The 14,225-nt window shown below is 71.9% G+C and carries 14 protein-coding genes; 8 read left to right on the forward strand and 6 right to left on the reverse strand.

All coding sequences use genetic code 11. From position 1 onward, the window contains the following. Positions 1–276: 276 nt before the first annotated feature. Both FHX82_RS05010 and FHX82_RS05015 read left to right on the forward strand, forming a co-directional pair. The gene (locus FHX82_RS05010) at positions 277–777 is read left to right on the forward strand and encodes a YbaK/EbsC family protein (RefSeq protein ID WP_145937446.1); all 501 of its coding nucleotides are present in this window, start codon (positions 277–279) and stop codon (positions 775–777) included. Beyond that, positions 774–1,364 (forward strand): GNAT family N-acetyltransferase, encoded by a 591-nt coding sequence (locus FHX82_RS05015; RefSeq protein ID WP_145937445.1) that lies wholly within the window; start codon positions 774–776, stop codon positions 1,362–1,364. Before FHX82_RS05010 ends, FHX82_RS05015 begins: the two co-directional genes overlap by 4 nt. Here the strand turns inward: FHX82_RS05015 and FHX82_RS05020 are convergent. From FHX82_RS05020 to FHX82_RS05035, 4 genes are all read right to left on the reverse strand, one after another. Further along, positions 1,345–2,238 (reverse strand): DMT family transporter, encoded by an 894-nt coding sequence (locus FHX82_RS05020; RefSeq protein WP_145937444.1) that lies wholly within the window; start codon positions 2,236–2,238, stop codon positions 1,345–1,347. The two genes, FHX82_RS05015 and FHX82_RS05020, sit on opposite strands and share 20 nt — an antisense overlap. Positions 2,239–2,556: 318 nt before the next feature. After that, complete coding sequence (locus tag FHX82_RS05025) at positions 2,557–4,218, reverse strand: DUF885 domain-containing protein (protein WP_145937443.1); 1,662 nt, start codon at positions 4,216–4,218, stop codon at positions 2,557–2,559. 34 nt (positions 4,219–4,252) lie between these two features. After that, the gene (locus FHX82_RS05030; RefSeq protein WP_145937442.1) at positions 4,253–5,137 is read right to left on the reverse strand and encodes a methylenetetrahydrofolate reductase; all 885 of its coding nucleotides are present in this window, start codon (positions 5,135–5,137) and stop codon (positions 4,253–4,255) included. Positions 5,138–5,183: 46 nt separating this feature from the next. Beyond that, complete coding sequence (locus FHX82_RS05035) at positions 5,184–6,185, reverse strand: bile acid:sodium symporter family protein (protein WP_145937441.1); 1,002 nt, start codon at positions 6,183–6,185, stop codon at positions 5,184–5,186. A 112-nt stretch (positions 6,186–6,297) separates the two neighbouring features. Between FHX82_RS05035 and FHX82_RS05040 the strand changes: the two genes are divergently transcribed. The 3 genes from FHX82_RS05040 (at position 6,298) to FHX82_RS05050 (ending at position 8,609) form a co-directional block, all read left to right on the forward strand. After that, the gene (locus FHX82_RS05040) at positions 6,298–7,158 is read left to right on the forward strand and encodes a LysR family transcriptional regulator (RefSeq protein ID WP_145937440.1); all 861 of its coding nucleotides are present in this window, start codon (positions 6,298–6,300) and stop codon (positions 7,156–7,158) included. A 120-nt stretch (positions 7,159–7,278) separates the two neighbouring features. Continuing rightward, a complete protein-coding gene (gene xynA, locus FHX82_RS05045) occupies positions 7,279–7,935 on the forward strand; it encodes an endo-1,4-beta-xylanase XynA (RefSeq protein ID WP_145937439.1) in 657 nt (218 codons plus the stop codon). A gap of 11 nt (positions 7,936–7,946) precedes the next feature. Continuing rightward, positions 7,947–8,609, forward strand: coding sequence for a polysaccharide deacetylase family protein (locus FHX82_RS05050; protein WP_145937438.1), 663 nt, complete (start codon positions 7,947–7,949; stop codon positions 8,607–8,609). Between the two features lie 595 nt (positions 8,610–9,204). Here the strand turns inward: FHX82_RS05050 and FHX82_RS05055 are convergent. Beyond that, the gene (locus tag FHX82_RS05055) at positions 9,205–9,891 is read right to left on the reverse strand and encodes a helix-turn-helix domain-containing protein (protein WP_145938514.1); all 687 of its coding nucleotides are present in this window, start codon (positions 9,889–9,891) and stop codon (positions 9,205–9,207) included. An 83-nt stretch (positions 9,892–9,974) separates the two neighbouring features. Between FHX82_RS05055 and FHX82_RS05060 the strand changes: the two genes are divergently transcribed. Then, complete coding sequence (locus FHX82_RS05060) at positions 9,975–10,784, forward strand: hypothetical protein (protein ID WP_145938515.1); 810 nt, start codon at positions 9,975–9,977, stop codon at positions 10,782–10,784. On the opposite strand, the gene FHX82_RS05065 is transcribed toward FHX82_RS05060, so the two are convergent. After that, on the reverse strand, positions 10,777–11,559 hold the full coding sequence (locus tag FHX82_RS05065; protein ID WP_145938516.1) for a PIG-L family deacetylase: 783 nt from the start codon (positions 11,557–11,559) through the stop codon (positions 10,777–10,779). The genes FHX82_RS05060 and FHX82_RS05065 overlap by 8 nt on opposite strands. Before the next feature lie 77 nt (positions 11,560–11,636). Here FHX82_RS05065 and FHX82_RS05070 point away from each other — a divergent pair, with 77 nt between their 5' ends. After that, positions 11,637–12,701, forward strand: coding sequence for a polyprenyl synthetase family protein (locus FHX82_RS05070; RefSeq protein WP_145938517.1), 1,065 nt, complete (start codon positions 11,637–11,639; stop codon positions 12,699–12,701). Beyond that, a complete protein-coding gene (gene crtI, locus FHX82_RS05075) occupies positions 12,702–14,156 on the forward strand; it encodes a phytoene desaturase family protein (protein WP_145938518.1) in 1,455 nt (484 codons plus the stop codon). Positions 14,157–14,225 lie beyond the last annotated feature (69 nt).

Genomic DNA, 14,225 nt, shown 5'->3' on the forward strand with positions numbered 1-14,225 from the left:
GCCCCGGCGCCCCGTCGGCATCAGGAGCCGCTCCAGTTCACCCGATTCCATCAATTGCGCGAGCACGAGTTGGGGCGGCACGGAATTTCCGAGATCGGCCTCGCGTTTGGTAGTCACCCGATCGGCGGAGGCGAGGAACTCCGCCGGATCCGGAGGCGACCAGGAGGGCGTCACACCGGGCCGGTCCGCCGTCCCAGGCCCACCGGCCCGGTGTCACTCCGGGTGAGAGGGGATACAGCGTCGGCCCGGCCGGACGGTCCGTGATCTCATATCGGTATGAGCAGCCTGGACCACCCGGCCGTCGCCAAGGTCGCCGCCGCGCTGGCGGAGGCGGGCAGGCACGACGCCGCGCAGGGGATCCGCATTCTCCCCTCCGAAGCGCGCACGGCGGCGCAGGCCGCCGAGGCGCTCGGTATCGAGGTAGGCGCGATCGCGAACAGCCTGATCTTCAAGGCGGTCTTCCCCGACCGGACTGAACCACTGCTGTCGCTGACCTCCGGGGCCCACCGCGCGGACACCGTGCGGCTCGCGGAACTGGTCGGCGCCACGTCCGTCGAGAAGGCGGACCCGGCGTTCGTCAAGGAGCACACCGGGCAGGTCATCGGCGGTGTCGCACCGGTCGGACACCCCCAGCCGATTCCCACGGTCGTGGACACCGCACTCGAGCGGTACCCCGTGATCTGGGCGGCCGCCGGGCACGCGAAGTCGGTGTTCCCGACCACGTTCGCCGATCTGGTGGCGCTGACCGGCGGACGCCCCGCGGGAGTGGGTACATGACCACGGTGTCGACCCAGTTCGTACCCCTGACCGCCGACGAGTTCCGCGGTCGCCTCCGCGAGGCGCTGGCCATCTACGTCGAGGCGATGCGGTATCCGCCCGGCACCGCCGAGCAGCGCGCGCCGATGTGGCTGACGCACGCGCTGCGCGACGGCTGGCGTTGCTTCGCGGCCCTCGACGCCGAGGGGACGCTGCTCGGCGTCGCCTACGGCTACCGCGGCAACCCGGGCCAGTGGTGGCACGAGCAGGTGCGCCGCGGGCTCGTGAACACCGCCGGCGAGGAAGCGGCCGGGCAGTGGCTCGGCGACTACTTCGAGCTCACCGAGATCCACGTGCGGCCGCGCAACCAGGCCGGCGGCATCGGCGAGACGCTGTTGCGGCGGCTGCTCGACGGCGTGCCGAACCGGCACGTGCTGCTGTCCACGCCCGAGGGCCCGAGCCGGGCCTGGAAGCTGTACCGGCGGGTCGGGTTCGTCGACGTCCTGCGCGACTACCACTTCGCCGGCGACCCGCGGCCGTTCGCGATCCTGGGCCGCGCCCTGCCGCTCGAACCCCCGGGCGCGGCGGTCAGTTCCGCAGGTAGCTGACCGCGAGGGCGGTCACCAGCAGGGCGGCACCGGTCCAGCCCGCGACTCCCAGCTGCTCGTGCAGCAGGAACGCCGACAGCACCGCCGCGGTCAGCGGTTCGAGCAGCGCGGACAACGCCGCCACGACGGGTGCCGCCGTGCGCAGCGCCAGGAAGTACGCGCCGTAGGCGACGCCAGTGGGCACGACGCCGAGGTACAGCGCGACCGCGAGCACGTCGGGCCGCAGCGGCAGCGCCATGCCCGACGCGAGCCCGAGCGGCAGCAGCAGGATTCCACCGATGAGCAGGCCGAACGCCGTGGTGCCGAACGAGTCGAGGCCCTCGACCGGCCGCCGGATCACCAGCGTGACGACGGCGAACCCGGCGCCGGCCACGAGCGCGATCGCCACTCCGGCGAGCAGCCGCGCGCCGCTGCCGACGCCTTCGGGCGACCAGGTGAGCAGCACCAGCCCGGCCACCGCGGCGGCCATCGAGACCAGCGTGGCGGGAGCGGGCAGGCGGCGGCGCACCACGGCGGTGGCGAGCGCGACGAACAGCGGCACGCTGCCGATGGTGACCATCGTGGCGATGCTGACCGACGTGAGCGTGACCGCGGCGAAGTAGCACGCCTGGAACTGCGCCAGCAGTGCCCCAGCGACGAGCAGCCGCCGCACCACCGCGGCTGTCCACTGTGGACGACGGCCGGTGAGGAGCAACAGCAGGACGGTGCAGCTGCCGCCGAGGAGCAGCCGGTAGGCAGCGACCGGCAGGGCGTGCAGCCCGGCCTTCGCGGCCAGCAGGGAACCGGACAGGCCGCCGGTCCCCCACAGGAGACCGGCGAGGATCAGCGCGAACGCGGACCGGCCACGCGCGGGCGCGGCAACGGGTGAAGACATGGGAAAACGCTCCAGCGTCGAAGAGTCAGGGACACCGACGCGGGGCGAAAGACGTGCGAGTGTTCCGCCCCGCTAGGCGCGGGGCGGTGGGGTGACGCGGTAGATGCGATGCATGTCAACCTCGTTTCTTCTTTCAGAAGCGGCGGAGCCGATTGCCGTGGGCCGTCAATCGGCACCGCCGCGGGTTCTGAGGCGGCCTCTCGCGAGGACAGCGCCTCCGTGGTGACCTGGCGGTCATGAGGAGGCGATCCCGGAGTGAGAGGCCGCCTCAGGTTCCGCTACCCGCACCGCTACGCAGGCCGAGAACCTCGGAGGCTTTCAGTCCAGTTCGTTCAATTGCTGGCGGAGGGTGTCGAGGCCCATACCACCGAGGCGGAGGGCCTTCGTGTGGAAGTCCTTGATGTCGAAGGCGGCGCCCTGGCGGCGGCGGGCGTCCTCGCGGGCCTCCAGCCACAGCCGCTCGCCCAGCTTGTACGCCGGGGCCTGGCCGGGCCAGCCGAGGTAGCGGTCGATCTCGTCGTGCACCAGGGGCGGGTCGGTGATGGTGCGTGTGAGCATGAACTCCAGCCCCAGTTCCGGCGTCCACCGCTCACCCTCGTGGAACCCCGTGCCCTTCGGGATCTCCAGCTCCAGGTGCATCCCGAAGTCGACGAGCACGCGGCCGGCGCGGAACAGCTGCTCCGACAGCATCCCGAACAGCTCGCCGTCGTCGGAGAGGTAGCCGAGGTCCTGCATCAGCCGTTCGGCGTAGAGCGCCCAGCCCTCGCCGTGCCCCGACGTGAACGCGAGCATGCGCTGGAACCGGTTGAGTGAGCGCTCGTACACCGCGGTCGCGATCTGCAGGTGGTGGCCCGGCACGCCCTCGTGGTAGACGGTGCTGACCTCACGCCACGTGGAGAACTCCTCGCGGCCCGGCGGCAGGGACCACCACATTTGACCCGGGCGAGAGAAGTCCTCGCTGGGGCCGGTGTAGTACGCGCCCGCGCCGCCACCGGGAGGCGCGATCCGGCACTCCAGCGCCATCACCTCGTCGGGGATGTCGAAGTGCTTGCCGCGCAGCTCGTTCAGCGCCGTGTCGGACAGCCGCTGCATCCACTGCTCGAACTGCCTGCGCCCGTGCACGCGGTACTTCGGGTCGGCGTCGAGGGCTTCGGCGGTCTCGTGGAGCGTCGCGCCGGGCTTGATGCGGGCCGCGACCTCCCGCATTTCCGCTTCCAGGCGGGAGAACTCGCCCCAGCCCCACTCGTAGGCCTCACGCGGGTCGAGCGCCGCGCCGGTGAAGTAGCGCGACCACAGGCGGTACGCGTGCTCGCCGACGGCGTCCTTCACGCGGGCCTTCGGCGCCAGCTCCGCGCGCAGGAACCCGGCCAGTTCGGCGTACGCCTCCTGCGCCGCGCGCGCCCCGCGGTCGAGGTCGGCACGCAGCACCTCCGGCCCGTTCGCGACGAGGTTCTCGAAGAACCCCTTGTCCCCGCTCAGGCCCGCCCACGTCTCGGCCTGCTCGGCGACCTTCGTGACCTGCCGCAGCGCCGCGGTGTTCCCGGCCTCGGCCGCGGCGAGCAGGGACGCGCGGATCCCGTCGACCGCGCCGGGCACCTTCGCCAGGCGCGCGGCGATGGTCGCCCACTGCTCCTCGGTGTCGGTCGGCATGAGGTCGAACACCATGCGCAGGTCCTGCACCGGGCTCGCGATGACGTTGAGCGCCGCGAGGTCGAGCCCGGCCTCGGAGATCTCCAGGTCCAGCCCCACGCGCTCGGTGAACACGGCCTTGGCCGAGCGCTCCGCCGGGTCGGTGGCCTCCGCGCGGCGGATCTCGTCCAGCGCCCGCCGGGACAGCGCCGCGCGGGCGGCGTGGCCCTCCGGCGAGTAGTCCGTCAGCTGGTCGTCGTAGCCGGGAATCCCCAGCTCCGTCGCGGCGACGGGGTGTGCCGCCGCGAAATCGTCGACGAACCGGTCGCAGATCTCGTGCACAGAAGCCATGCAGGCAACTTACCCGCTCGTGGCAAGGCGGTTTTCACGCCCGCACGGGCACCAGGCCGAGCCGCTGCACGACCTCACGCGTGGCCTTCGACCGGTTGAACGTGTAGAAGTGCAGGTCGGGCACGCCCTCGGCGATGAGCCGCTCGCACAGCTCGGTGACCACGTCCAGCCCCTCGGCGCGGAACGCCTTCGGGTCGCTCTCCAGCGGGCCCAGCCGGTCGAGCAGCCATTGCGGGCACGAGGCGCCGGACAGCTTGATCGTGGTCTTGAGCGTGCGCGGGGTGGTCAGCGGCATCACGCCCGGGATCAGCATCGCGTCGCAGCCCGCGGCGGCGACGCGGTCGCGCAGCCGCAGGAAGTCCTCGGGCTCGAAGAACAGCTGCGCGATGGCGAACTGGGCACCGGCCCGGAACTTGCGCACGAGGTACTTCGTGTCGCTCGCGAGGTCCGGCGAGCGGGGGTGGCCGTACGGGAACGCCGACACGCCCACGCAGAAGTCACCCAGCGAACGGACGAGCTCGACCAGCTCCTCGGCGTAGTTGAGGCCCTCCGGATGCGGCACCCACTCGCCGTACGGGTCGCCCGGCGGGTCGCCACGCAGCGCGAGGATGTTGCGCACGCCGACGGCCGCGTACCAGCCGATGACGTTGCGCAGCTCGGCCACCGAGTGGTTGACCGCCGTGAGGTGCGCCATCGGCACCAGCGTGGTCTCGGTGGCGACGCGGGCGATGTTGCGGATCGTGCCGTCGCGGCTCGACCCGCCCGCGCCGTAGGTGATGGACATGTACGCCGGGTCCAGCGCCTCCAGCTCGCGGATGGAGCGCCACAGGACGGCCTCGTCGGCGGCGTCACGCGGCGGGAAGAACTCCACCGAGAACACCGGGCCCTCGCCCCGCAACCGTTCGACCACCGATTTCATACCGGTCATCCTAATGGCGCGACCCCATCGCGACATATGTCCTGACTCAAGCTTGACTAGGGGCGAGTTCGCGCGCCGGTTGCTGCGCACCCCAGCGGCGGGCCAGCACCGCGCAGATCATCAGCTGCGCCTGGTGGAACAGCATCAGCGGCAGTACGACGAGGCCGACCGCGTGCGCGGGGAACAGGACGGTGGCCATCGGCAGGCCGCTGGCCAGGCTCTTCTTCGACCCGCAGAAGATGATGGCGATCCGGTCCTCGCGGTCGAAGCCCAGGCGCGGGGTGAGGAACCTCAGCACGGCGAACACCGCGAAGAACACCAGCAGGTTCACCGCCAGCAGCGCGACCAGCGACAGCCAGCTCAGCTGGTGCCAGATCCCGGCGACGACGCCCTCGCTGAACGCCGTGTAGACGACGATGAGGATGACGCCGCGGTCGGCGCGGCCCAGCACCTTCTTGTGCCGGGTGAGCCAGCCGCCGATCCAGCGGCGGGCGAGCTGGCCCGCGACGAACGGCACCAGCAGCTGCAGCAGGATCGAGGTCACCGAGTGCAGCGAGAAGCCGTTGCCGGTGGTGTGCAGCAGCAGGCCCACCAGCAGCGGGGTGAGCACGATGCCGATGAGGCTGGAGAACGAGGCGCTGCAGATGGCCGCCGCGACGTTGCCGCGGGCGATCGAGGTGAACGCGATGGACGAGTTCACCGTGGACGGCAGCGCGCACAGGAAGATCACGCCGGCGACCAGGGTGGGCGTGAGCACGCTGGACTCCAGCAGCCTCGTGGCCAGGCCCAGCAGCGGGAACAGCACGAAGGTGGCGAGCAGGATCGTCACGTGCAGGCGCCAGTGCCTCAGCCCGGCGAGCGCCTCCGCTGTGGACAGTCGCGCGCCGTAGAGGAAGAACAGCGCGCCGACGCCGACCGAGCTGACCACCGACGCGACGTCGGCGCCGGAACCACGCGCGGGCAGCAGCGCCGCGACCCCGACCGCGGCGAGGATGCCGAGGATGAACGGGTCGATCCGGGTTTTCGCGAGCAGCGCCGCCCCACGCATGAATGGTCCTTTCACCTGACTGGGATACCCCGATCCTGCGTTTTCCCGCTCCGATTGTGAAGTATGATTGCCGCCATAACTGTTATCACGAAACGTGATATACGGTGGCGCGGTGCTGGATCCGGTGTGGCTCAAGACGTTCCTCGTGGTCGCGGAAACCCGCAGCTTCACGCGGGCGGCGCAGCGGCTCGGACTCCGCCAGTCCACCGTCAGCCAGCACATACGCAAGCTCGAACAGGCCAGCACACAACAGCTGTTCGTGCGCGACACGCATTCCGTGGAGCTCACTCCGGACGGCGAAGCGATGCTCGGTTTCGCGGCGAACGTGATCGACACGATCGACCGCGCTATGAGCTATTTCACAGGCGCCGAGCTGCGTGGCCGGGTGCGTTTCGGCGCGTCGGAGGACTTCGTCGCGGGACCGCTGCCGGAGATCCTCGCCGAGTTCCGCCGCTCGCACCCGCTGGTGGACCTGGAGCTGACGGTCGCGCTGTCCGGGGTGCTGCACGAACAGCTGCGGTCGGGCGAACTGGACCTGGTGCTGGGCAAGCGGCAGGCGGGCGAGGACGCAGCCGGTGCACTGTGGACGGAGCCGCTGGTGTGGGTCGGCCGCGAGGGCGTGGCACTGGACCCGGCCGAGCCGGTGCCGCTGATCGTCTACCCGCCGCCGAGCATCACGCGCGCCCGCGCGCTGGAAGCCTTGCAGCGCAACGGGAAACGCTGGCGGATCGGGTGCACGAGCGGCAGCCTCAACGGTCTGCGCGCGGCGGCGCTCGCCGGGCTGGGGGTGGCGGTGTTCGCGCGCAGCCTCGTACCGGCGGGGCTCGTGGAACTGCCGCCAGGGCACGGGCTGCCCGATCCGGGTGAGGTCGAGTTCGTGCTCCGCGCGCGGCGGGCCGCGTTGCAGGGGCCGACGGCCGCCCTGTCCGACGCCATCCGCACCGGGGCGAGCCGGCTACACGGCACACCCTGAATCCGTTCGAAAGATTTCGCACCGAAAACTTTCGAAATACGTGGTTGACACGGGTCGAAAATTCCCGCCATACTTTCTCCGCCAGTTCTCGTGCCACCGTTCACGAGGAGGAAGAATTTCATGGCTCTGACGAAAATCCGCCGCCGAGCGCTGCTCGGACTGTTCTGCGCCGCGGTCGTGGCGGCCGCGCCGACGGCTTATGCGGACACCACCATCACCACCAGCCAGACCGGCACGAACAACGGTTACTACTACTCGTTCTGGACCGACGGCGGCGGTTCGGTCTCCATGACACTGGGGTCGGGCGGGAACTACCGCACGTCGTGGACCAACTGCGGGAACTTCGTGGCGGGCAAGGGGTGGAGCAACGGCGGCCGCCGGACGGTGAGCTACTCGGGCAGCTTCAACCCGTCCGGCAACGGTTACCTCTCGCTGTACGGGTGGACGTCGAACCCGCTGGTGGAGTACTACATCGTCGACAACTGGGGCACCTACCGGCCCACGGGAACGTACAAGGGCACGGTCACCAGCGACGGCGGCACGTACGACATCTACGAGACCACGCGGTACAACGCGCCGTCGGTCGAGGGCACGAAGACGTTCAACCAGTACTGGAGCGTGCGGCAGTCGAAGCGCACCGGCGGCACGATCACGACCGGAAACCACTTCGACGCGTGGGCCCGCGCGGGAATGCCCCTGGGCAGTTTCAACTATTACATGATCCTCGCCACCGAGGGTTATCAGAGCAGCGGGAATTCCAACATCACGGTGAATTGAGGAGTTTCCGCATGCGTATGACAAGAATGGCGATCGCCGCCGTGGTGGCCGCTTCCGCCGTGGTCACCGGTACCGGTTTCGCGCAGGCTGCGCCGTGCAGCGGGTACGTGGGACTCACCTTCGACGACGGTCCTTCCAACGACCACACCCCGGCGCTGCTCAACGCGTTGAAGCAGAACGGGCTGCGGGCGACGGTGTTCAACGAGGGCCAGTACGCGGCGGCCTATCCGGCGCAGGTGCGGGCCGAGGCGGCGGCGGGCATGTGGATCGGCAACCACAGCTACACGCACCCGCACCTGGTGCAGGAGAGCCAGGCGCAGGTCGACTCGGAGATCTCGCGGACGCAGCAGGCGATCGCGGCCGCGGGCGGTGGCACGCCGAGGTTGTTCCGGCCGCCGTACGGGGAGACGAACGCGACGGTGCAGTCGGTCGAGGCGAAGTACGGGCTGACGCAGGTCATCTGGGACGTCGACTCGCAGGACTGGAACGGCGCCAGCACGGACGCGATAGTGCAGGCCAACGCCCGGTTGACGAACGGGCAGGTCATCCTGATGCACGAGTGGCCGGCGAACACGCTGGCGGCGATCCCGCGGATCGCGCAGACACTGGCGGGCAAGGGCCTGTGCGCGGGGATGATCTCGCCGCAGACCGGCCGGGCGGTGGCACCGGGCTGACGTGACGGGCGAAAGCGGGGTGCGGTGGAGGGTCGCCGTGCCCCGCTTCTGCTGCCGGTGGCGGAGCGCCGGACCGTGGGCGGCGGGTTGCGGTAGGGCTCGCCCCGCTTCGACCGCCGGTGGCGGGATGGGGGGGCGAGGGTCCCGGGAGGAGATGGCGGGCGGACAGGCGGCGGGTTGCGGTGGAGGTTCGCCGCGCCCCGCTTCCGCAGCCGGTGGCGGGACGAGGAGTGGCGGCCGCCTGGAGCGCCGGACCGTGGGCGGCGGGTTGCGGTGGGGTTCGCCGTGCCCCGCTTCTGCCACCGGCCCCGGGGGCGAGAGGTGACGGGGGCCTGGGGCCGGACCGTGGCGGTCGGGTGCGGTGGGTGTTCCGCCGCGCCCCGCTGTCGCAGCCGGTGGCGGGATGAGGGGTGGCGGGGGGTGGGCTGCGGGGAGGGCTGCGCCGCGCCCGGCATCTGCAGCCGGTCCCGGGGGCGGGGATGAGGGGTGGCGGACCGTGAGCCCCGGTGCAGCGGGCTGAGGGGTGCCGGAACGCGGCCACCGTCCGCACCCGCTCCCGCCGCGGCAGCGACGCTCGCCCGCCGGGGAACCCGCCCTACCGCGCCACACCCCGTTCCCGCAGGAGGTCGCGGGGGGCCAGGCCCGCCAGGGCACGCACCTCGCGGGCCAGGTGGGCCTGGTCGGCGTACCCGGCGGCGGCCGCGAGGTCCGCCAGCGCCGCCGGGGCGCGTTCGGCCGCTCGGAGGAACCGCTGGAAGCGGCCCACCCGCTGCACCGCCTTCGGACTCAAGCCCGTGTGCTCCAGGAACAGCCGTCGCAGGTGGCGCTCCGTCAGGTCCAACTCCGCGGCCGCTCCACCGACCCCGGCCTCAGCGCGCCACAGACGCCGGACCGCCTCTCGCACCCGCTCGTCCACCGGGGCCGGGCGCAACGCCTCCGGCGGCACGCCCGCCCACACCTGCTCCGCCACGCGCCGCGCCACCGCGTCGGGCAGGATCGCCGACAGCGGCACCGTCTCGTCCCGCAGCTCGTGCGCCGGCAGCCGGAGCACCGCGCCGATCGCCTCCGTCCGGAACCGCACGCCCCGCAGGTGCGCCCCCGCCGGCAACGGCACCAGGTCCACCTCCGACGCGGGCCCGGCGAACACCGCTTCGCCGTCGGCGAACACGATCACGTCCGCACAGCCGTCCGGCACCACCCGCTGCACGCCGCCGCTCCCGGCGCGCTGCTCCCACCAGCACCGGACCGCACCGGAGCCGGGCCGTTCACGATAGGAGGACATGTTCCCGAGTATGACCGCGGCAGGTAACGTCCCGCCGCGGCCGGACGACTAATCCGTCGTCCTGCCGAGACGAGGGGAGACGGATGCTGCGGGTTCTCGGTGTGCACGGCATCGGCGCCCACCGCTACCACCGCCGGACCGGATCGGCGAAGGAAGCGGCGGACGCGCTGGCCACGGACTGGTTCCAGCACCTCGGCACCGCCATGCCCGCCAACTCCACCGTCGACCTGCGCGCCGCCTACTACGCGCACCACCTGCACCCCGACGACGGCCACAGCATCGACGAGGACCCGGCCACCCTCGACCCCGCCGAACAGCGCCTGCTGACCGGCTGGATCGAGCTCCTCGACCCCGAACTCACGAGCCTGCCGCCGGAGGACCGGCTGGAGCGCGCCGGGAACTGGCTCGTCCGCTCCCACGGCCCCGGCACCCGGCTGTTCGCTCTCACGTTCTGCCGCGAGCTGCACGCCTACCTCGGCGCCCGCGAGGCCGCCCGCCAAGCCGTCGCCGACGCGATCGCCGGACTGAAGCCGCACGTCGTCGTCGCGCACTCGCTCGGCAGCGTCGTCGCCTACGAAACCCTGTGGGCGCACCAGGATCACGACGTCGACCTGTTCGTCACGCTGGGCAGCCCGCTCGCGATGCCCGGCGTCGTGTTCGACCGCCTCGAACCCGGCGGCTGCCACGCGCGGCCGCCGCAGGTGCGCCGCTGGATCGACATCGCCGACCCCGACGACATCGTCGCCGTTCCCTCACGCGGGGTGGCCCGCCGGTTCGACGGCGTCGAACACGTGCCCGTCACCACGTTCATGTGGGAGTTCCAGACTCCCGGTGCCTACCTACGCTCCGCCGATGTCGCGGGCGTCATCTTCACCGCGGGCAGCCTCACTTGAGCAGGTCGTCGGTGACCACGCCCGGCTCCTCGCCGACCCGGATGAACCACTCGGTGCCGAACGCGTAGCGGAACGCCTCGTCCGGCATCGCGAGGAAGAACGACTGCTCGCTGATCTGGCTCGGGTGCGCCCGCATCGCGCGCCGCTTGTACTCCAGCCACGGCGTCACGTCCACCCTGGTGGTGATCTCGCCCTCGGGCTTGCCGACGGCCGCCATCTCCTCCTCCGACGGCATCGGGCTGCCGGGGTTGGCCTCGGCGAGCTCGGTCATCCCCCGCCGAAGGTGGTCGCGGTCGGTGGTGGCCTGGAACACCCGTGGCGTGCCCGCCAGTTCGGCCGCGCGCATGCCCACCCGGTGCACCTGGATGTGGTCGGGATGGCCGTAGCCGCCGTTGTCGTCGTAGCACGTCAGGATTTCCGCGTCCTCTTCGCGCAGGATCGCGGCGAGCTTCTCCGCGGCCTCCTCGACCGGAGCGGTCCAGAACGAGCCGGGCTCGTCGTTGGCCGCGTCACCCATCATGCCGGAGTCGGTGTACCCCAGGAACTCCACGCGCGCGGCGCCCAGGACCTCCGCTGCCGCAAGGGTTTCCCGCACCCGCCGCTCGGCGAGCGTCTCGCCCTCGGCGAGCAGTCCTGGCGGGATCTCCCCGCGTTCGCCGCGCGTGGCCACCACCAGCACGACCCGGTGCCCGTCCTCGGCGGCCTTGCGCATCACCCCGCCGCACAGGATGCACTCGTCGTCGGGATGGGCGTGGAAGGTCACCAGTGTCGTCACCAGGCGAGACTACGGGGGTCGTCACACCGTGACCACCCCGCGAAGCGAAAGTCGCCGCCAGGCCGGACGATAGGGGGATGGACTACGACGCCGACCTGCCGGGCCACGTGGAACGGGTGCTGAGCCGGTTCCTGCGGGAAGCGGGCGCGGAGATCGAGGCGACCGAACCGGGCTTCGCCTCCGGCGTCGACGCGCTCACCGAGTTCGTGCTGCGGGGCGGAAAACGCCTGCGCCCCACGTTCGCCTGGTGGGCCTGGCGCGGCACGGGCGGGCGCGCGGGGGACGCCGAGGGCGTGCTGCAGGCCGTCGCGAGCCTGGAGCTGGTGCAGGCGTGCGCGCTCATCCACGACGACCTCATCGACTCCTCCGACTCGCGCCGTGGCAGGCCGACGGTGCACGTCGCGTACGCCGACCTGCACACCTCACAGCAGTGGGCGGGCACGGCGGCCTCCTACGGGCTCGCCGCGGCCGTCCTCATCGGAGACCTCGCGCTCGCCTGGGCCGATGACATGTTCGGCGCCGCGCCACTGCCCTCGCCGGTCCTCGGCGCGGCGCGCCCCGCGTGGCGCGCGATGCGCACGGAAGTGCTGGCGGGCCAATACCTCGACGTCCACATGCAGGTGACCGAGGACGCCTCCCCGGAGGCCGCGCTGCGGGTGAGCCGCCTCAAGACCGCGGCGTACACCGTGGAGCGCCCGCTGCACCTCGGTGCCGCGCTCGCCGGTGCCGACGTGGCGCAGGTGGCCGCGCTGCGGGAGTTCGGCCGCGACCTCGGCATCGCCTTCCAGCTGCGCGACGACCTGCTCGGCGTGTTCGGCGACCCTTCGGTGACCGGGAAACCCGCCGGGGACGACCTGCGCGAGGGCAAGCGGACGCTGCTCATCGCGCTCGGCCTGCGGCAGGCGGACGCGACGCAGGCCGGGGTCATCACGAACGCGCTGGGCAACGTCGCACTGTCCGAAAAGGACATCGAGCAGGTGCGCGACGTACTGCGTGAAGTGGATGCCGTATCCGCCGTGGAACGGCACATCGACGAGCTGACCGGCAGCGCGCTCACCTCGCTGGCGCGGGCTGAGCTGACCGAACCCGCGGCGACCGCACTCGCGGAGCTGGCCGCCAAGGCGACCCGAAGGACGTTCTGAATGCGCGGGGACCACGTGGTCGTGATCGGGGCCGGGCTCGCCGGGCTGTCGGCGGCGCTGCACCTGCTCGGCGCGGGCCGCCGGGTGACGTTGCTGGAGCAGGACGACCGGCCGGGCGGGCGCGTCAGCCAGCACGAGTACGACGGCTTCACGGCCGACACCGGCGCCACCGTGCTGACGATGCCGGAGCTGCTCGACGAGGCGCTCGCGGCGGTCGGCGAACCCAACCGGCTCCGCCTCGTGCGGCTGGATCCGGCCTACCACGCGAGGTTCGCCGACGGCAGCGCGATCGCCGTGCACACCGACGGTGACGCGATGGAGTGCGAGATCCGGGAGTTCGCCGGGCCGCGCGAGGCCGACGGCTACCGGAGGCTGCGCCGGTGGCTCACCGAGCTGTACGCGGCGGAGAAGGACCGGTTCATCGGCGCGAACTTCGACTCCCCGCTCGACCTCGCGCGCCCGGAACTGCTCAAGCTGCTGGCACTGGGCGGTTTCGGCCGGCTGGGCCCGCGCATCGGCCGGTTCCTCGGCGACGACCGGCTGCGCAGGCTGTTCTCGTTCCAGGCCCTCTACGCCGGGCTCCACCCGCGCACGGCGCTGGCCGCGTACGGCGTCATCCCGTACATGGACACGATCGCGGGGGTGTACTACCCGCTCGGCGGCATGGGCCGGGTCGGGCAGGTGCTCGCGGACGCGGCCGAGCGGGCGGGCGCGGACGTGCGCTTCAAGACCGAAGCCGCCTGGCTGGAAAGGGTTTCCTCGCGCGTGCGGGCGGTGCGCACTCGCGCCGGCGAGCGGATCCCCTGTGACGCCGTGGTTCTCGCGACCGAGCTGACCACGTCCTACCGCCTGCTGGGGGTCCGGCCGAAACGCCTGCTGCCGCTGCGGTACTCGCCCTCGGCCGTGGTGCTGCACGGGAAGTCCGAGCGCAGCTGGCCGGAACTGGGCCACCACACCATCTTCTTCGGCGACGCGTGGGAGCGGACGTTCACCGAGATCATCCGCGACGGGCGGCTGATGTCCGATCCCTCGCTGCTGGTGACCCGCCCGACCGCCACCGACCCGACACTGTCCGCCGGCGGGCAGGTGGTGTCGGTGCTGGCGCCCGCGCCGAACCTGCGCACGGGACCCGTGGACTGGCCGCGCGTGGGCCCGGCGTACCGGGACGAGCTGTTGCGGGTGCTCGCGCACCGCGGGCTGACCGGGTTCGAGGAGGACTACCGGGTGGACGAGATCGTGACGCCGCGAGAGTGGGCCGAGCGGGGGATGGCGGCGGGCACGCCGTTCTCGCTGGCGCACACCTTCGCGCAGACCGGTCCCTTCCGGCCGGGGAACCTGGTGCGGGGGCTGGAAAACGCGGTGCTGGCAGGGTGCGGGACCACGCCGGGCGTCGGCATCCCGCCGGTGCTGATCTCGGGCCGCCTCGCGGCGGCGAGGATCACCGGTCCGCGGTAGGTCCCCGGCGCCGGGCGAGCTGACCGGTTGCCCATCGGGCAGGGTTCGCTGCCCGACTTTAGGCTTGGT

The organism is Amycolatopsis bartoniae (assembly GCF_014191255.1).
Taxonomy (GTDB): domain Bacteria; phylum Actinomycetota; class Actinomycetes; order Mycobacteriales; family Pseudonocardiaceae; genus Amycolatopsis_E; species Amycolatopsis_E bartoniae.